Here is an 18,291-nt window from a genome sequence, read left to right on the forward strand (position 1 = left end):
TTGCGAGGCGCCGCCGGGATGTGCGGCTTCTCCTCCAGCGTCGTGATCACGCGGCACCTCCGACAGTTCCGAGCTCGCGGCCGACGCGGCGTTGCTCGGAGGCGAGCTCGAAGCGGCGCACCACCTCGTACGCGACGACGACGGACAGGACGATGGAGCCCTGCATGATGGTGACGATCTCCCTCGGCACACCGACGTTGTCGAGTGCGAGACCCGACTTGTCGAGGAACGCCCACAGCAGCGCGCCGAACGCGATGCCGCCGGGGTGGTTGCGGCCCAGCAGCGCGATCGCGATGCCGGAGAACCCGATGCCCGCGGTGAAGTTGAGGCTGAACGTGTGGTCGCGGCCGAGCAGTTCCGGCAGCGAGATCAGACCCGCGATGGCACCCGAGAGCAACATCGAGACCAGCACCATCTTCTTGGCGTTGACGCCACCGGCCGAAGCGGCGGTGGACGACTCGCCGGACGCCCGCAGCTCGAAGCCGAACCGGGTGCGGTTCATCATGATCCAGTAGCCGACGCCGAGCGCGATGGCCACGAAGATGAAGCCGAACATCGTGCCGGAGCCGCCGAACGAGATGCCGAACATCCAGCCGCTCTCCGGGATCTCCGGCGTGCGGATGTTGTTGCCCCGCAGCTCACCGAAGACGTCGCGGCGGATCAGGTACGCGGACAGGCCGATCGCGAGGCCGTTCATCATGATCGTCGAGATGACCTCGTTGACGCCACGGGTCACCTTGAGGATCGCGGGGATCGCGGCCCAGGCGGCACCGGCGATCGCCGCCACGATGATGATCACCAGCGTGTGGATGCCGGTGGGCAGGGCGATCGAGCCGCCGACGACCGCGGCGGTCACGGCCGCGACGCGGTACTGGCCCTCGACACCGATGTTGAACAGGTTCATCTGGAACCCGATCGCCACCGCGAGCGCCGCGATGTAGTAGATGCCCGTCGAGTTGATGATGTCGACGGAGGTCGTGCCCTTGCCGACCTGCGAGATCATCGCGCCGAACGCGCTGAGCGGGTTCGCGCCCGAGATGATCAGCGCCACGCCGCACAGCAGCATCGAGAAGACGATCGCCAACGCGGGCGGCAGGAGTTTGCCGCGCAGGTGTCCCATCAGTGCTCGCCTTCCTCGACGACAGCGGTCTCCTGGACCGCCGCGCTCGTGCTGCCCGCACCCGTCATCGCACTGCCGAGGTCCTCGGGAGTGACGGTGCCCGGGTCGGCGTCGGCCACCAGGCGTCCGCGCAGCATGACCTTGATGGTGTCCGACAGGCCGATCAGCTCGTCCAGGTCGGCGGAGATCAGCAGCACGGCGAGCCCGCGGGCGCGTGCCTGCTTGATCTCCTCCCAGATCAGCGCCTGCGCGCCGACGTCGACACCGCGGGTCGGGTGCGAGGCGATCAGCAGCACCGGGTCGCCGGACAGTTCCCTGCCGACCACGAGCTTCTGCTGGTTGCCACCGGACAGCGCGGCCGCCGGCACGTCGATGCCGGGCGTGCGGACATCGAACTCGTCGACGATCCGCCCGGTGTCGCGCTTGGCGCCCTCGGTGTCGAGCCAGATGCCCCTCGCCGTCGGCTTGCGCGTCTGGTAGCCGAGGATCCGGTTGAACCACAGGGGCTGGGTGAGCAGCAGACCGTGGCGGTGGCGGTCCTCCGGGATGTACCCGATCCCCGCCTCGCGCCGGCCGAGCGTGCCCAGCTTGGTGAGGTCCTTGTCCAGCAACGTGATCGTGCCGCTGCCGGCCTTGCGCATGCCCATGATCGTCTCGACCAGCTCGGTCTGGCCGTTGCCCTCGACACCGGCGATGCCAACGACCTCGCCGGAACGGACCACGAGGTCGATGTCGTCGAGGATCGGCCGCGAGCCGTCCGGCGTCATCAGGCGCAGGCCCTGGACGTCGAGCACGACCTTGTCGGTGACGGTGGACTCGCGGGTCTCCGGGCTGGGGAGCTCGCTGCCGACCATCATCTCGGCGAGCTGGCGCGACGACACGGTCTTCGGGTCCGCGCTGCCCACGGTCGTGCCGCGGCGGATCACCGTGACCGAGTCCGCGATCGCGCGGACCTCGTCGAGCTTGTGCGAGATGAACAGGAACGTGTAGCCCTGCTCCTGCATGCCGCGGACGGTGTCGAAGAGCTCGTTGACCTCCTGCGGCACGAGCACGGCGGTCGGCTCGTCGAGGATGATCACCTTGGCGCCGCGGTAGAGCACCTTGAGGATCTCGACGCGCTGCCGGTCGGCGACTCCGAGCTGCTCGACCAGCACACCGGGGTCGACGTTGAGCCCGGTCTTGCCGGACAGCTCGATGATGCGCCTGCGGGCCTTCTGCCCGATGCCGTGCATGGCCTCGGCGCCCAGGACCACGTTCTCCTGGACGGTGAGGTTGTCGGCGAGCATGAAGTGCTGGTGCACCATGCCGATGCCGGCCTTGATCGCGTCGGACGGGGTGCGGAACCGCACCTGCTCGCCGTTCACCTCGATGGTGCCCTCGTCCGGCGGCTGCATGCCGTAGAGGATCTTCATCAGGGTGGACTTGCCGGCACCGTTCTCACCGCAGAGGGCATGTACCTCGCCACGGCGGACGGTCAGGTGCACGTCGCTGTTGGCGACCACACCGGGGAATCGCTTCGTGATGCCGGTCAGCACCACCGCGGGGGGATCGTCCGTCCGAACGGACGTGGAACTGCTCATCTTCGAGTGCTCCTCCTACCACGCACCAGGCCCTGTGAGGGCGAATCCTCACAGGGCCCGGCGCGTGCTGTGGCTGACGGACTACGGCTTGTCCGCGACCTTGATCTTGCCCTCGATGATCTGGGCCTTGTAACCCTCGAGGATGCCCTGCAGCTTCGCGTCGATCTTGCCACCCGAGGTGGCGTAACCGACACCGTTGACCTTCAGGTCGAAGACCTTCGGCAGCGAGGCGAGGTCGTTCTTCGCGACGGCCTTGATGAAGTCGTAGACCGCGACGTCGACGCGCTTGAGCATCGAGGAGACGATGACGTCCTTCGTGTCGGCGACGGTCGCCTGGTTGTACTGGTCGGAGTCGACACCGATCGCCAGCACGCCCGCCTGCTTAGCGGCCGAGAAGATGCCCTTACCGGAGGCACCCGCGGCCTGGTAGATCACGTCGGCGCCCTTGTCGATCTGGCCCTTCGCGGCCTCCTGGCCCTTCGGGGCGTCCTGGAAGCCCGTGAAGTCACCGGCGGGGGTGATGTACTTCTTCTCGATCTCGATCTTCGGCGCGGCGGCCTTGGCACCCTGGAAGTAGCCGGCCTCGAACTTCTGGATCAGCGGGATCTCGACGCCACCGACGAAGCCGACGTGGCACTTCTTGCTCTGGTACGCGGCGATGACGCCGGCCAGGAAGGAGCCCTCCTGCTCGGCGAACAGCAGCGGCGTGACGTTCGCAGCGCCCTCGACACCCGCGTCGACCAGGCCGAACTTGACGTTCGGGAACTCCGCGGCGACGAGCTTCATCGACTCGGCGTAGGCGAAGCCGACACCGATGATCGGGCTGAAGCCCTCGGACGCCAGCTGACGCAGACGGGTCTGCTTCGCGGACTCGTCCTCGTTCGGCGCGGCGGAGAGCTCGCGGGTGTTCTCCTTCTTCACACCGAAGTCGGTGAGCGCCTTGTCCAGACCGGCGGCGGCGGAGTCGTTGAACGACGCATCGCCACGGCCACCGATGTCATAGGCCAGGCCGACCTTGAGCGCGCTCCCGTCGACCTTCTCGCCGTTGGCCGAGCTGGTGGCCGACGTGGCCGGGGCCGGGGGAGGCGTGGCGAACTCGCAAGCGGTGCCACCGCTGCCGTTCGACGTGTTGCCGCCACCCGAATCCTTCGCGCAGGCGGCCATCGACATCACGCTGGTCAACGCGATCGCGGCAACCGCGACACCACGCATACGACGACGCACGGCTCGTCTCCTCCCTGAGGGTCCTCCCCAACGTCGTTGTTGGGTCCTAGACGCGGCACCGTACCTCTTAGTAACCAACCTCGTTGCGCCCAGCACCTACAAAGCGCCCTATCGGTTACGCATTCGACGCTTTGGCCGTACCAGTGGTGATCACTCGTGTTCGGCGCGTGGCGAAACGTCCACTTCGACTGCTTCGGCGAGCTGATCTGCGTCCGAACGGAGCAGTCTCCCGTGCCGGGCCGGCGGCGGTCGTCGCCGTGGCGCCGGCCGATGACTGCGGAATGTCTGCGAGTTGACCGCTGCTGACCAGGGGTTCGACGGTCGACGAAATTTCTTGGCCGCTCCGTTGAACCGCCCGCGGGGTCATCGTCGTGTAGATGGTGGCAAGTGCCCTTGCCACCGACGGCGGCCCGGACCAAGGCGGAGGTCCTGGCCGCCGTCCTTTTCGGCACGCGGGGCCCCCACGTTGCCTCCAAGCGCACGAAAGCTCCCCGCGTGCGCATGCAATGTGGCCTGGGCCGCATTTCGTGATCGATAAAGACCGCTTGGCCGATCGACAGCGTGTCTCATCGATCACAGAGCGGGTGTGCCTGCTGGGTCGGTTCCACCGTGCGGGACTACGATTTTCCGGTCACGGTCGGGAACTTTCACCGGCCACACCACCACTGACGTTGGAGGCCGCGGCGCATGACCAGCGCAGGCGCACCCGAGCGGTCGGGCACCACCCGAGGGGGTGGGACGCTCTACCGCGGTGATCTGGGCATGTGGTCCTGGGTCGCCCACCGGATCACCGGTGTCCTCACGTTCTTCTTCCTGTTCACCCACGTGCTCGACACCGCACTCGTGCGGGTGTCACCGAACGCGTACGACGCGGTGATCGAGACCTACAAGAACCCGGTCGTCAACCTCTTCGAGGTCGGCCTCGTCGGCGCGGTGCTCTACCACGCGCTCAACGGCATCCGGGTCATGCTGGTCGACTTCTGGGAGAAGGGCGCCAAGTACCAGCGGGTCATGCTCTGGACCGTGCTGGCCATCTGGGTCGTCGTGATGATCCCCGGCTTCTACTTCATGATGGAGCGCACGATCTCCGAGTTGGTTGGGGGTCACTGACCATGTCTCTCGCACTCGACAAGCCCCGTCAGCCGCGCCGCCCCGCGGCCCGTCGCAGCAACGGCGAGCTCTACAGCTGGCTGTTCATGCGCCTTTCCGGCCTGCTGCTCGTGGTCCTGGTGCTCGGCCACCTGTTCATCATGAACATCCTCGACGGCGGCATCCACAAGATCAACTTTGGCTTCGTGGCCGGCCGGTGGGCCTCGCCGTTCTGGCAGTTCTGGGACCTCGCGATGCTCTGGCTCGCGCAGATCCACGGCGGCAACGGCGTCCGGACGATCATCAACGACTACGCCCGCAAGGACTCCACCCGGTTCTGGTTGAAGATCCTGCTCTACGTCTCGATGGTGCTGATCGTCTCGCTCGGCACGTTCGTGATCTTCACCTTCGACCCGAACATCTCGAACTGACCCGCGCGGGGAGCCCACCACAATGCAGTTCCACAAGTACGACGTAGTCATCATCGGCGCTGGTGGTGCCGGAATGCGCGCGGCGATCGAGTCCGGCCAGCGCGCCCGCACCGCGGTGCTCACCAAGCTCTACCCCACGCGTTCGCACACCGGCGCGGCCCAGGGCGGCATGTGCGCCGCCCTCGCCAACGTCGAGGAGGACAACTGGGAGTGGCACACCTTCGACACGATCAAGGGCGGCGACTACCTGGTCGACCAGGACGCCGCCGAGATCATGGCGAAGGAGGCCATCGACGCCGTTCTCGACCTCGAGAAGATGGGCCTGCCGTTCAACCGCACGCCCGAGGGCAAGATCGACCAGCGCCGGTTCGGCGGCCACACGCGCAACCACGGTGAAGCCGCCGTGCGCCGCGCCTGCTACGCCGCGGACCGCACCGGTCACATGATCCTGCAGACGCTGTACCAGAACTGCGTCAAGCACGGCATCGAGTTCTTCAACGAGTTCTACGTGCTCGACATCTGCCTGACCGAGACGGAGAACGGCCCGGTCTGCACCGGCGCCGTCGCCTACGAGCTCGCGACCGGCGAGATCCACGTCTTCCAGGCCAAGTCCGTCGTGTTCGCGACCGGTGGCTTCGGCAAGGTCTTCAAGACCACGTCGAACGCCCACACGCTGACCGGCGACGGCATGGGCATCATCTTCCGCAAGGGCCTCCCCCTCGAGGACATGGAGTTCTACCAGTTCCACCCGACCGGCCTCGCCGGTCTCGGCATCCTGCTGACCGAGGGTGCTCGTGGCGAGGGCGCGATCCTGCGCAACGCCTCGGGTGAACGGTTCATGGAGCGCTACGCCCCGACCATCAAGGACCTGGCGCCGCGCGACATCGTGGCCCGCTCGATGGCCCTCGAGGTGCTCGAAGGCCGTGGCGCCGGCCCGAACAAGGACTACGTGCTGCTCGACTGCACGCACCTCGGTGCCGAGGTGCTGGAGACGAAGCTGCCGGACATCACCGAGTTCGCCCGCACCTACCTCGCGGTCGACCCGGTCGTCGAGCCCGTCCCGGTGTACCCGACCGCGCACTACGCGATGGGCGGCATCCCGACGAACATCCACGGCGAAGTGCTGCGGGACAACGACAACGTGGTTCCTGGGTTGTACGCCGCCGGTGAGTGCGCCTGCGTTTCGGTGCACGGCGCGAACCGCCTCGGCACCAACTCGCTGCTGGACATCAACGTGTTCGGCCGCCGCGCCGGCATCGCCGCCGCGGAGTACGCGCTGTCGCGTGACTCGCACGTCGAGCTGCCGGAGAACCCGGCCGCCTCGGTCGAGGCCCAGGTCGCGCTGGCGCTGTCCGAGCACGGCCAGGAGCGCGTCGCGGACATCCGCACCGAGCTGCAGGCCACGATGGACGCGAACGCGTCGGTGTACCGCACCGAGGACACGCTGAAGACGGCACTGCACGACGTGCAGGCGTTGAAGGAGCGGTACGCCCACATCCAGGTGCAGGACAAGGGCAAGCGCTTCAACACCGACCTGCTCGAGGCCGTCGAGCTCGGCTTCCTGCTGGAGCTGGCCGAGGTGCTCGTGCACGGCGCGCTGGCGCGCAAGGAGTCCCGCGGCGGTCACGCCCGCGAGGACTACCCGAACCGCGACGACACGAACTTCATGCGCCACAGCATGTTCTACAAGCAGGGCGAGGGTCTGTCCGCCGACATCCGGCTCGACTTCAAGCCCGTCACCTTTACCCGGTACAAGCCGATGGAGCGCAAGTACTGATGACCGCCACCACCGAAACTGTGTCGGGTTCCCGCGGAACGCAGCCGCCGGTTCCGGACGGCGCCGTCACGGTCACCGTCAAGATCCGCCGGTTCAACCCGGAGTTCGACGACGAACCGCGCTGGGACTCGTTCGACATCCCGGCCCTGCCGTCGGACCGCGTGCTGAACCTCCTGCACCACATCAAGTGGTACGTGGACGGCACGCTGACCTTCCGCCGTTCCTGCGCGCACGGCATCTGCGGTTCGGACGCGATGCGCATCAACGGCGTGAACCGCCTGGCGTGCAAGGTGCTGCTGAAGGACCTGCTGGAAAAGGGCGACAAGCACACCACGATCACCATCGAGCCCATCAAGGGCCTGCCGGTGAACAAGGACCTGCTGGTCAACATGGAGCCCTTCTTCGAGGCGTTCCGCGCGGTCAAGCCGTACCTCGTGACCTACGGCAACGAGCCGACGCGCGAGCGCATCCAGTCGGCCGCCGACCGCGAGCGGTTCGACGACACCACGAAGTGCATCCTGTGCGCCTGCTGCACCACGTCGTGCCCGGTCTACTGGGCGGAGGGCTCGTACTTCGGCCCGGCGGCGATCGTGAACGCGCACCGGTTCATCTTCGACTCGCGTGACGAGGGCGCTGAGGAGCGGCTCGACATCCTCAACGACATCGACGGCGTGTGGCGGTGCCGCACCACGTTCAACTGCACGGACGCCTGCCCGCGTGGCATCCAGGTCACCAAGGCGATCCAGGAAGTGAAGCGCGCGCTGCTGTTCAAGCGCGTCTGAGTTAGACCATCCGCACGGGCGGTCTCGGCCTCGCCGAGGCCGCCCGATGTGCTTTCTTCAGCTCCTGCGCCACCTGCTCCGGGTCGTCACGCAACCGGTTCGGCAACGTCTGCACCACGAGGACGCCTGCGGCCGCGTACCTGCTGTTGCGCGCCAACGTCCGTTCGTAGTCCCGCAGCCCGTAGTGGAACGCCTTCGAGTCGATCTCCCAGGCCAGCCCCACGTCGTCGAACCAGGCGTCCGGCCGGCCGATCACCACACCGTCGGCGTCCGCGATCGGGACGTTCCAGTGCGGCGTCGGCAGCCGGATCCGCCGGGACAGCCGCCTGGCATCGCGCTCGGCCACCGATTCGGCCCGGCTCAGATCTTCGAGCACAACGCGGACGAGCCGAGTGCCGTACCGGTTCGTGCGGGCCTGCGCTCTCAGGCTTTCCGGCGTGCAGCGTCCCTTTTGGACGGCGGCGGCGACCAGGGCCGTGACGGCGTCCTCGGACCTCAGCTGCCGGCACGCGTCCACCACGGCCCGCGCGGCGGACACCGCCGGAAAGCCGCCGACATCAGCAGAAGCGGGCATCGGCGAGGCCCGCTCGACGATCAGCGACCCGCTGCCGCGCACCGAGCCCGGCACCAGCACGTGGATCTCCTGGCCGGACGCGGGCAGGCCGTGCCGCCGGCACGCCTCGGCGCCGGTGAGCACCGCCCCCGGCCCTGCCCGCAGCAACGCCGCGGTGACCTGTTGGTCGCGCGTCGGCGGGCCGTTGTGCAGCAGCACGACACCGTCGTACATCCGCTGCCACGGCCCGCCGGACCGGCACCGGAGCCACGGGTTCGTGACTCCGAGTGACTTCAGGGCTCGGGCACTGATGACTCCGAGATCGCTGCGTTCGCGCAGTTGTTCGATGAGCACGGAGTCAGTGTGACGAGCACCACCGACAGTTTTCGGCGGTCAGCGCCGGGAGGGCCGCCTGGAGCGGTTGAGCAGGAGCACGAGCGCACCGGCGAGGACGAGCAGCGCTCCGACCGGCACCAGCCAGCCGACCGAGGCACCTGTGCTGGCCAGGCGGTTGTCCTCGTGCCGTGGCACCTGCCGGACCGGCGTGGACGGCGTCGACGGCGGTTTGGTCGTGTGCCGGGTGTTGGAGGTCGTCGTCGTGACGGGCGGGGTGGTCGTCGACGGCTTGGTGTAGGTGGTGGACGAGGTCGTGGTCGTGGACGACGTCGTCTTGGTGGAGGTCGTCGTCGAAGTCGTCGTGGACGGCTTCGTCTTGGTCGTCTTCGTGTAGGTGGAGGTGGTCGTCGACGGCTTTGTCTTGGTCGTCTTCGTCGACGTCGAGGGCTCGTCACCTCTCTTCACGGGCGTGGCACGGTCAGGCTTGGCCTTGTCCGGACACCACGAGGTGACGCACCCCCAGCGATCACCGGTTGCCGAAGCCTCCGGGCCGGGACCGTGCACCGCGACAACCGTCAGCACAGCGCCTGCGAGAAGCGCACCGATATAGGCGATACGTGACATGGCACGATGGTTCGCCCAGACACGGCCGGTCGCGCGGGCAGCGGGCAGACGTCACCCACGAGTGAGTGCTACATCCCTCGATCAGGTCCAGAAGACCGCGATGCCCACGTTCAGCACCACGAGCGAGGCCGCGGTCGGCAGCAGCCAGGACGGCGCCTTGGGCTTGTTGACGTTGATCGCGACGACGGCGGCGATGGCCACGACGACCAGCAGCTTCACGCCGATCTTGATGTGGTCGTACTTCACCGAGTCGACCAGCGGGTCGATGCCCACGAGCGCGACGCCCGTCAGCAGCTGCAGACCCGCACCGTGCAGCCAGCCCTTGTTGACCGGGGCGTCCTTGCCGGCCTTCGCCTGCAACATGATCATCGCCACGAGCATGCCCATGCCCAGCAGGTGCAGGAACACCAGCAAGAGGCGTACGAACTCCACAGCGTTTCCTATCGACGTCGAGTGGCCAGGAAGCCCCGCACGCCCAGCACGCCGATGGTGGTGCCGAGCACGAGCGAGACGATCACGAGCACCAGGTGCACCGTGAAGAAAGCAGTAGGTCCGTCGTTGAACGAACGTGGGTCGTTCCAGATGTTTTGCAGGAACGTGGGCCAGATCACCCACGACCACACTCCGAAAGCCACCAGAAAGAGTGACATCGGGCGCGAGAGCTTCACACCGACCAGTATCGGACGTGGTGCGTGCAAGCCGCTAAACGGGGGTGGATAGCCTGGAGGCGTGCCCTTCACCCAACGGCTCATCGTCGCCCTGGTCCTAGCAACGGCCACAGCCGCGTTCGCCGCACCGACCGGCACCGCGCAGCAGGCCGCCTCGGCGCAGTGCGCGAACCGCGAGACTCCGCCGCCCCCGGTGGACACCTCGGAGCAGCCCGCGCCCGGCCAGAAGGCGCCGACGCCGCTCGAGGTGCCGGAGAAACCGATCGGTGGCGATCGGCTCGGCGAGTGCGGCCTGATCCTGCCGCCGAACTCGGCCCAGCCCCCGAGCGGCATCACCGCCGCCTCGTGGCTGCTGGCGGACATGGACAGCGGCGCGGTCATCGCCGCGTACGACCCGCACGGCCGGCAGCGCCCCGCGAGCGTCATCAAGGTGCTGCTCGCGATGGTCGTCGCCAAGGAACTGCGCGGCGACATGGTCGTCACCGCCTCCGCCGAGGACACGCAGCAGGAGTGCACCTGCGTCGGCCTCAAGGACGGTGGCCAGTACACGGTCCGGCAGCTGCTGCAAGGCCTCCTGCTCACCTCCGGCAACGACGTCGCGCACACGCTGGCTCGTCAGGTCGGCGGCGTGCCGAACGCACTGCGCAAGATGAACGCCATGGCCAAGGAACTCGGCGCGCTGGACACCCGCGCCGTGACCCCGTCCGGCCTGGACGCCCCCGGCACCAGCACCTCCGCCTACGACGTCGGCCTGATCTTCCGCGGCGCGATGAAGTACGAGGAGTTCGCGAACGCCATCAAGATGCCGCAGGCGCAGTTCCCCGGCCGCAACGGCGGCACGATCATGCTGGTGAACGACAACCGCCTGCTGGCGAACTACGAGGGCGCCCTCGGCGGCAAGACAGGCTTCACCGACGACTCCCAGCACACGTACGTCGGCGGGGCCGAACGCAACGGCCGCCGCCTCGTCGTCGTGCTGCTGCGCGGCCAGCAACAACCGACCCACATCACCGCCCAGGCCGCGAAGCTGCTCGACTACGGCTTCGCCATGGGCCCCGGCGGCGTGGGCAAGCTCGTGGACGGCGCACCGCAGCCGAAGCCGAAGGTCGTGCCCACCCAGGACAACGCCGCCAACAACACCGCCGCGGCCGACGCAGGCTCCGACCGCCCGACGCCGACCGCGTTCGGCACCGTCGGCCTGCCGATCACGGCTGCCGCGGGCATCGGCCTGCTGGCCGCTGTGCTCCTCTACATCCGCAACAAGCGGGCCAAGGCGGCGCGGGCACGCCGTCAGGCCGCACAGGCGGCTCAGGGCGTCTGAGAGCCTCGAACGACGGCCCCTGGCAGCTGCCAGGGGCCGTTTGTGGTTCGCACGCTCAAGAAGGCCGTGGCCTCACCGACGACGCCAGCGAAGCCCGAGCACCGCCCCGACCAGCGCACCCGCCCCGAGCATCAACGAAGGCGAAGGCCCAGACCGCACAGTCACGACAGGCGAGATCACGGCAGGAGGCGGCGCCGGCACGACCTCAGGCTCGCGGTTCTCCCGCGCCGTGGCCGTCCAAGCCGTGATGAACAGCAGGAACTGCGCCACCAGGTTCGCGAACACCAGCACACCGATCACGGACCCGAACGCGGCCGAGGTCGGCGAGGTCGTCACGAACGACAGGAAGATCGTGGCCGCCTGCTTGAGCACCTCGAACCCGATCGCGCCCGCGAACGCCCCGCGCAGCGCACTGCGCCAGCCGACGGGCTTGCGGGGCAGCCGGGCGAGCACCCAGAGGAACACCATCCAGTTCGCGAGCAGCGACAGGATGATCGAGCCGATCCGCAGCAGCACGTGCGCCCAGCCCGCGTTCTCCAGGCCCATCCACTCCAGCATCTGCTCGGCGAACCCGCTGCCGGCGGCGGTGATGCCGAACGACAGCACGATCGCGAGGCCCAGGCCGAACAGCGACAGCAGGTCGCGCCACAAGGTGCCCAGGAACGGGAGGTTCTCCTTGGCGTGCCCCCACTGCGCGGTCAGCGCGTCGCGGAGGTTGCCCATCCAGCCGAGACCGGAGTAGGCGGCACCGAGCAGACCGATGATGCCGACCGTGCCCTTGGACTCCAGCGCGGTGTTCACCGCTTCGTTGATCTGTTCCCTCAACTGCTTGTCCGGCACCGCCTCGGCGATGCTCTGCCGCAGGTCGGCGAGCAGATCAGGCTGGGACTGCAGCACGAAACCGGCGATGGCGAAGCCGATCATCAGGACCGGCACCAGGGACAGCACGCTGAAGTACGTGACCGCGGCGGCGTAGTGAGCGCCGTATCTCTCGGTGTAGCGCTCGTACGCCAGCATGATGTGGTCGAGCCACGCGTACTTCCGCCGCCACTTGTCCACGGCGCTGACGCTAGTGCACGTGCACTACTCAGGCAGCACAAACCCGAGCTTGTCGTACGAGCGGCGCAGCGTGACCGACGCGACCTCGCGGGCGCGCTCGGCGCCGCGGGCCAAGATCTTGTCGAGCGACGCCACGTCGTCGAGGTACATGCGGACGCGGTCCTGGACCGGCGTGACCCACTCGGTGAAGACCTCGCCGAGGTCCTTCTTCAGGTCGCCGTAGCCCTTGCCGTCGTAGTCGACGACCAGCGACTCCACCGAACGGCCGGTCAGGGCCGAGTAGATCGTCAGCAGGTTCGAGACGCCCGGCTTGTTCTCGAGGTCGAAGACGATCTCGCGGCCGGTGTCGGTCACCGCCGAGCGGATCTTCTTGGCCGAGCGCTTCGGCTCTTCCAGCAGCTCCACGACGCCGCCGGGCACCGACTTGCTCATCTTGGCCGTCGGGTCCTGCAGGTCGTAGATCTTGGCGGTGTCCTTGACGATGTACGCCTCGGGCAGCCGGAACGTCTTGCCGTACCGCGAGTTGAAGCGCGTCGCGAGGTCGCGGGTCAGCTCCAGGTGCTGGCGCTGGTCCTCGCCGACCGGCACGTAATGCGCCTGGTACAGCAGGATGTCCGCGGCCTGCAGGATCGGGTACGTGAACAGGCCCACGCCGACGGCCTGCTCCTGGCGCGCGGACTTGTCCTTGAACTGCGTCATCCGCGACGCCTCACCGAAGCCCGTCAGGCACTGCATGACCCAGCCGAGCTGGGCGTGCTCGGGGACGTGCGACTGCACGAACAGCGTCGCGCGGTCGGGGTCGATCCCCAGCGCGAGCAGCTGAGCGGCCGAAACGCGCGTGTTCTGGCGCAGTTCCTTCGGGTTCTGCTCCACGGTGATCGCGTGCAGGTCGACGACGCAGTAGAACGCGTCGTGATCTTCCTGCAGCGCCACCCACTGCCGCACCGCACCCAGGTAGTTGCCGAGGTGGAACGACCCGGCCGTCGGCTGGATGCCGGACAGCACTCGGGGGCGCTTGACCGTCTCTGCAGGCGCGTTCTCCGTGGACACGAAAGAATCTTCTCAGACGGATGAATCAGTGTTGCGCGGTGTCCTGCTGGACCAGGTCGACGCGCTGGTTCGCCGCCGTGACCGTGGCCGGCTTGCGCCGCTTCACCAGGCCGTACACCAGACCACCAACACCTGCCGTGACCGCGATCAGACCAACGGGACCCGCGGCGGTGCCGGTCATGCTGCTCTCAACTGCAGCACTGAGCACCAGACTCATGCCTTGCACTTGCCGAGCCTCCCCAAGGCACAGATCCACCCCGGAACGGGTGAACCTTGCTGACTGATTGGCCGCCAAGCTACCGAAGGCCGGTAGCGTCGATGCGCCGAAACAGACTATCGGTCACTGTTGATCGATCCGCACTCGCCCATATGTCGTAGTCCGCTGACGGGCGTTACGCCCAGCGAGCGAAGCCAGGCTTTCAAGCTCACGCACAGTACGCGCCGATCCGTGCTCGGATCCGGCCATGCGACTGATGGTCTCCTCCATCAACGTGCCGCCGATGTCGTTCGCGCCGCCGTTGAGGATCTCCGCGGTCCCCTCGTCGCCGAGCTTGACCCACGAGCACTGGATGTTGTCGATCCGGCCGTGCAACGCCAACCGCGCGAACGCGTGCACGGCACGGTTGTCGCGGCGGGTGGGGCCGGGACGTGCGACGCCGGCGAGGTAGATCGGGGCGTTGCGGTGCACGAACGGCAGCGCGACGAACTCGGTGAGCCCGCCTGTCTGGTCCTGCAGCTTGGCAAGCACGCGGAAGTGGCTGAGCCAGTGGCCGGGGTGGTCCACGTGGCCGTACATCATCGTGCTGGACGACCGGATGCCGAGCTCGTGGGCGGTGCCGACGACCTCCAGCCAGGTCGCGGTCGGGAGCTTGCCCTTGGTGAGCACCCAGCGCACGTCGTCGTCGAGGATCTCGGCCGCTGTACCGGGAATCGTGTCGAGACCGGCTTCTTTCAACTCGCTCAGCCAGTCGCGCACGCTCACGCCCGCCTTGGCCGCCGCCGACACGATCTCCATCGGACTGAACGCGTGCACGTGCATCTCCGGCACGCGCTTCTTGATCGTGCGCACGACATCCGCGTAGTAGGTCACCGGCAGCTTGGGGTCGATGCCGCCCTGCATGCAGACCTCGGTGGCACCCGCGTCCCACGCCTCCTGCGCGCGGTCGGCGACCTCCTCAGCCGAGAGACGGAACGCGTCCGCGTCGCGTTCCCGTTGCGCGAAAGCACAAAAGCGGCAACCGACGTAGCAGACGTTCGAGAAGTTGATGTTGCGGTTGACCACGTACGTGACGTCGTCGCCCACCACCTCGCGGCGCAGGTCGTCGGCCAGCCGCGTCATCTCCTCCAGCGCGTCGCCGTCGGCGGTCAGCAGCGCCATCGCGGCGTCGGTGTCGCCGAGCAACGCCGCCGGGTCGTTCGCCGCCATCTTCAGTCCACGTTGGACGTCCTCGGAAAGCCGTTGCGGCGCAACGGGAATCCTCAGCTCATCCCAGTCGCCGTAGACATCGTCGAAGTCGCCGCGGCGGTCGCTCGTGCGGCCCACGGTGTCGATAGTGGTGTTGAGATCAGCGCGGCCGTAGGTGTCGATCCCGCCGTCGGGCTCCTGCCACTCGCGGCCGACCACCTCCGCGTCCGGGTTCGCGAGGCCGCTTTCCAGTGCCAGCGCGGAAACGTGCGTGGTGAGGCGCGTGTCGATCCACTGCCCCTGGGTGGCGCGAACGAAGCGCGGGTAGACGTTGAGCCGCTCCTGCAGGCTGAACCCGGCCTCGCGCGTGATGTCCACGAGCTCGTCGACCTGCGGCCACGGCTTCTCGGGGTTCACGTGGTCCGGCGTGATCGGCGAGACGCCGCCCCAGTCGTCGACGCCGGCGCGCAGCATCAGGTCGAACTCCTGGCCCACCAGGTTCGGCGGCGCCTGCACGCTCACCGTCGACGGCATCACCAGGCGCGCAACGGCGATCGTCGCCGCGAGCTCGGTCAGGTCCGCGTCGGGCATGCCGCGCATCGCGGTGTCCGGCTTGGCGCGGAAGTTCTGGATGATGACTTCCTGGATGTGCCCGTACTGCTTGGCGATCTGCCGCATCGCGAGCAACGACTCGGCGCGCTCGGTCAGGTTCTCACCGATGCCGATCAGGATTCCGGTGGTGAACGGGACGTTGACCCGGCCGGCGTCGGTGAGGACGCGGAGGCGGACAGCGGGATCCTTGTCCGGGCTGCCGTAGTGCGGCCCGCCCTTCTCGCTCCACAGCCGCTCGGCCGTGGTCTCCAGCATCATACCCATGCTGGACGCGACCGGGCGCAGGCGCTGAAGTTCCTCCCAGCTCAGCACGCCGGGGTTCAGGTGCGGCAGCAGCCCGGTTTCCTCAAGCACCGCAATGGCACTGGCCCGCACGTAGTCCAAAGTGGACTCGTAGCCGCGCGCCTCCAGCCACTCCTTCGCGGCGGGCCACCGGTCTTCCGGCCGGTCCCCGAGCGTGAAGAGGGCCTCCTTGCACCCCTGGGCCGCGCCCGCCCTGGCGATCTCCAGGACCTCGTCGCGCTCCAGGAACGCGGCGGGCACCTTGTGCGGCACGGTCGCGAAGGTGCAGTAGTGACATCGGTCCCGGCACAGCCTGGTCAGCGGGATGAACACCGACCGGCTGTACGTGACGACCCCGGGACGGCCCTCGGCGAGCAGGTGCGCGTCCCGCACCTTGCCCGCCGAGACCAACAGCGCGTCCAGGTCCTCACCGCGCGCATGCAGCAACACGGCGGCCTCGGTCGCGTCGAGCACGGCACCGTCGGAGGCCCGGCGCAGGGCACGCCGCATGGCCGCCGCGCTCGGCCGGGGCTGCGGTGGGGTTATTGAGATGTCCACTGCCACGTCAACGACCTTAGGCCGCCGAAATTCCTGATCAGGTGCGACCGGCTGTGGGACATCCCACTTCACCGCACCGCGACCAGCAGTTCCGTGTTCCGGTCGAGCGGTGTGCCGAGCGGGCTCGTCCGCGAGTGGATGTCGTTGTAGGTGAACTCCCGGCAGAGGCTGGCGAGCCCCGTGTCACTGCGGTCGTCGTAGTCGACCTGGTAGGGCGCTTCGGCCTCCAGCAACGTCGTGAACAGCGACAACGTGCCGTCACCGTTGTCCGCGACCTCGATCACGCGGGCGTGCTGCGGGTAGTCGACGTGCGCGGCGGTGTTGATCTCCCAGAAGCTGCGGGACGGGGTGCCGTGCCGGTGCGGCGTGATCACGTTGCGGTGCGTGTGGCCGTTGACCCACGCCAGCACGTTCGGGAACCGGTGCAGGAGGTTCACGAGGGCGTCGCCGTTCATGCGCGGGTCCAGCGGCCGGCGCCGGTCCGGCAGAACGTTGCCCATCGTCTTGCTCGTGTGGTGGCTGAACAGCACGAACAGCTCGTCGGTGACGCTCTGCCGGGCAGGCCGGCCGAGCCAGTCGTAGTAGAGCGAGCTGTTGCGCTTGAGGGTCTTTTCGATCCAGTTGAGCTGATGCAGGCCGATGGAGCCCTCGGAGAAGCCCGCGAGGTTCGTCGTGTCCATGCTGATGCCGGTCACACCCGGCGCCATCCGGAACGTGTAGAACACGTCGACCCCGTCCGCGTTCGCCTCGGTGTAGCCGTGCCCGCCCGTCGGCAGGTGCTTGCGCACGAACTGACCCGTGTCGAACAACCGTCGCCGGCTGTCGGGCGTAACGGTCCGGACGACGCCGCCGTTCGCGATGATCGCCATCGCCTCAGGAACCGCCTTGGGGTCGTGGAACGCCTGCGCGACCTTGGCGTTCTGCACGGGGTCGCCGAACCCGACGATCTTCTTGCGGCCGGTGTACCAGCTGTCCAGCAACCCGTCCGGCAGCGCGCCGACCACGCTGTCGTCGTGGTTGCCGATCGTGGAGTACCAGGGGATGTTCAGGCCGGGGCTGGTGAACGGGCGGATCGCCGCGTCGAGCAGTCCCGGCAACCGCGGGAACCCGGCGGCCTTGTAGGAGTCGGTGCCGGACAGGTCTGGCTGCCAGAACGTCTGGATGCCCGCGTTCTGCACACCCTCGTACCGCGCGGGATCACCGGTGTTCGGCGTGATCGAGCCGCCGTTGAGGACCGTGAGGAACCAGTCCAGCTCGACGTGCTCGTGGTTGTCGGTGTTGTCTCCGGTCGTCATCAGCAGATCGAAAGGCCGACCGGTGATCGGGCCCTTCTTGACGGCGTTGACGCGCCGCACCAGCGAGGTGGAGCCCTGCGCGGTGAGCGTCTCCTGCGGCCGGTGCGCCCCGGAACCCATCTGCGGGTGCAGGTACTCGAAGCGCAACGGGCTCTGCGCGTCACAGATGTGCATGTCGCTGAACTGCACGAAGCTGGTCAGCGCGCTCCTTCGTGCCGCCCGGTTCGGGTGGGCGGGCACGAGATCAGCACGGACGACCATCGGCCAGCCGGGGCCCGCCGCGAGCCTGCGGTAGCCGCTGGTGCCGATCGGCGTGGCGGCGACCTCGAGCGTGGTGCCCGCGGTCGAGGCCATCGCCTGAGGGTTGAGGAGCGGCACGCCTGCGGCGCCCACACCCATCGCGAGGAGGAACGAACGCCGGTTGAAACCTGTCATCAGCCGCCCCCGATTCATCGATGGTGAATCGTGTTCATATTCGGGGAGCCGACAGGTGAAATCGAGCCGTCAGCCGGGCGACAAGAGCGA

General features: G+C 67.9%; 17 protein-coding genes. 5 read left to right on the forward strand and 12 right to left on the reverse strand.

Annotation, left to right across the window (positions count from 1 at the left end; genetic code table 11):
* Nucleotides 1–46: 46 nt before the first annotated feature.
* From ACIA8G_RS17745 to ACIA8G_RS17755, 3 genes are all read right to left on the reverse strand, one after another.
* Nucleotides 47–1,120, reverse strand: coding sequence for an ABC transporter permease (locus ACIA8G_RS17745; RefSeq protein ID WP_396419556.1), 1,074 nt, complete (start codon nucleotides 1,118–1,120; stop codon nucleotides 47–49).
* Nucleotides 1,120–2,700: an ABC transporter ATP-binding protein gene (locus ACIA8G_RS17750; protein WP_396419557.1), complete on the reverse strand. Its 1,581-nt coding sequence runs from the start codon at nucleotides 2,698–2,700 to the stop codon at nucleotides 1,120–1,122. The genes ACIA8G_RS17745 and ACIA8G_RS17750 overlap by 1 nt, the downstream gene beginning before the upstream one ends.
* A gap of 81 nt (nucleotides 2,701–2,781) precedes the next feature.
* Nucleotides 2,782–3,912: a BMP family protein gene (locus ACIA8G_RS17755; protein WP_396419686.1), complete on the reverse strand. Its 1,131-nt coding sequence runs from the start codon at nucleotides 3,910–3,912 to the stop codon at nucleotides 2,782–2,784.
* A gap of 699 nt (nucleotides 3,913–4,611) precedes the next feature.
* On the opposite strand from ACIA8G_RS17755, the gene sdhC reads away from it, so the two are divergent.
* Genes sdhC through ACIA8G_RS17775 form a run of 4 tightly spaced genes read left to right on the forward strand, consistent with a single transcriptional unit; the run spans nucleotide 4,612 to nucleotide 8,003 of the window.
* Complete coding sequence (gene sdhC / locus ACIA8G_RS17760; protein WP_396419559.1) at nucleotides 4,612–5,034, forward strand: succinate dehydrogenase, cytochrome b556 subunit; 423 nt, start codon at nucleotides 4,612–4,614, stop codon at nucleotides 5,032–5,034.
* Between the two features lie 2 nt (nucleotides 5,035–5,036).
* Nucleotides 5,037–5,444 (forward strand): succinate dehydrogenase hydrophobic membrane anchor subunit, encoded by a 408-nt coding sequence (locus tag ACIA8G_RS17765; protein WP_396419560.1) that lies wholly within the window; start codon nucleotides 5,037–5,039, stop codon nucleotides 5,442–5,444.
* Nucleotides 5,445–5,466: 22 nt separating this feature from the next.
* Nucleotides 5,467–7,221 (forward strand): succinate dehydrogenase flavoprotein subunit, encoded by a 1,755-nt coding sequence (sdhA, locus tag ACIA8G_RS17770; protein WP_396419561.1) that lies wholly within the window; start codon nucleotides 5,467–5,469, stop codon nucleotides 7,219–7,221.
* A complete protein-coding gene (locus tag ACIA8G_RS17775) occupies nucleotides 7,221–8,003 on the forward strand; it encodes a succinate dehydrogenase iron-sulfur subunit (protein WP_396419562.1) in 783 nt (260 codons plus the stop codon). The genes sdhA and ACIA8G_RS17775 overlap by 1 nt, the downstream gene beginning before the upstream one ends.
* 1 nt (nucleotide 8,004) lies before the next feature.
* Here ACIA8G_RS17775 and ACIA8G_RS17780 read toward each other — a convergent pair whose 3' ends face one another.
* The 4 genes from ACIA8G_RS17780 to ACIA8G_RS17795 form a co-directional block, all read right to left on the reverse strand.
* Nucleotides 8,005–8,910, reverse strand: coding sequence for a hypothetical protein (locus ACIA8G_RS17780; RefSeq protein WP_396419563.1), 906 nt, complete (start codon nucleotides 8,908–8,910; stop codon nucleotides 8,005–8,007).
* 39 nt (nucleotides 8,911–8,949) lie between these two features.
* Nucleotides 8,950–9,516, reverse strand: a complete 567-nt coding sequence (locus tag ACIA8G_RS17785; protein ID WP_396419564.1) for a hypothetical protein — start codon at nucleotides 9,514–9,516, stop codon at nucleotides 8,950–8,952.
* Between the two features lie 81 nt (nucleotides 9,517–9,597).
* A complete protein-coding gene (locus ACIA8G_RS17790) occupies nucleotides 9,598–9,948 on the reverse strand; it encodes a hypothetical protein (RefSeq protein ID WP_396419565.1) in 351 nt (116 codons plus the stop codon).
* An 8-nt stretch (nucleotides 9,949–9,956) separates the two neighbouring features.
* Entirely contained in the window at nucleotides 9,957–10,184 is a 228-nt protein-coding gene (locus ACIA8G_RS17795; RefSeq protein WP_396419566.1) for an SCO4848 family membrane protein, read from the reverse strand.
* A gap of 61 nt (nucleotides 10,185–10,245) precedes the next feature.
* Here ACIA8G_RS17795 and ACIA8G_RS17800 point away from each other — a divergent pair, with 61 nt between their 5' ends.
* Nucleotides 10,246–11,505: a D-alanyl-D-alanine carboxypeptidase family protein gene (locus ACIA8G_RS17800; RefSeq protein WP_396419567.1), complete on the forward strand. Its 1,260-nt coding sequence runs from the start codon at nucleotides 10,246–10,248 to the stop codon at nucleotides 11,503–11,505.
* 72 nt (nucleotides 11,506–11,577) lie between these two features.
* Here the strand turns inward: ACIA8G_RS17800 and yhjD are convergent, their stop codons facing one another.
* The 5 genes from yhjD to ACIA8G_RS17825 all read right to left on the reverse strand — a co-directional run bounded on the left by yhjD (nucleotide 11,578) and on the right by ACIA8G_RS17825 (nucleotide 18,201).
* Nucleotides 11,578–12,564, reverse strand: a complete 987-nt coding sequence (gene yhjD / locus ACIA8G_RS17805) for an inner membrane protein YhjD (RefSeq protein WP_396419568.1) — start codon at nucleotides 12,562–12,564, stop codon at nucleotides 11,578–11,580.
* A gap of 24 nt (nucleotides 12,565–12,588) precedes the next feature.
* Nucleotides 12,589–13,614, reverse strand: a complete 1,026-nt coding sequence (gene trpS, locus ACIA8G_RS17810) for a tryptophan--tRNA ligase (protein WP_396419569.1) — start codon at nucleotides 13,612–13,614, stop codon at nucleotides 12,589–12,591.
* A gap of 25 nt (nucleotides 13,615–13,639) precedes the next feature.
* Nucleotides 13,640–13,795, reverse strand: a complete 156-nt coding sequence (locus ACIA8G_RS17815; protein ID WP_396419570.1) for a hypothetical protein — start codon at nucleotides 13,793–13,795, stop codon at nucleotides 13,640–13,642.
* A 159-nt stretch (nucleotides 13,796–13,954) separates the two neighbouring features.
* Entirely contained in the window at nucleotides 13,955–16,477 is a 2,523-nt protein-coding gene (locus tag ACIA8G_RS17820; RefSeq protein WP_396419571.1) for a bifunctional FO biosynthesis protein CofGH, read from the reverse strand.
* Between the two features lie 62 nt (nucleotides 16,478–16,539).
* Nucleotides 16,540–18,201, reverse strand: coding sequence for a TIGR03767 family metallophosphoesterase (locus tag ACIA8G_RS17825; RefSeq protein WP_396419572.1), 1,662 nt, complete (start codon nucleotides 18,199–18,201; stop codon nucleotides 16,540–16,542).
* Between the last annotated feature and the right edge of the window lie 90 nt (nucleotides 18,202–18,291).

It is taken from the genome of Lentzea sp. NPDC051213 (assembly GCF_044455585.1).
Lineage (GTDB): Bacteria > Actinomycetota > Actinomycetes > Mycobacteriales > Pseudonocardiaceae > Lentzea.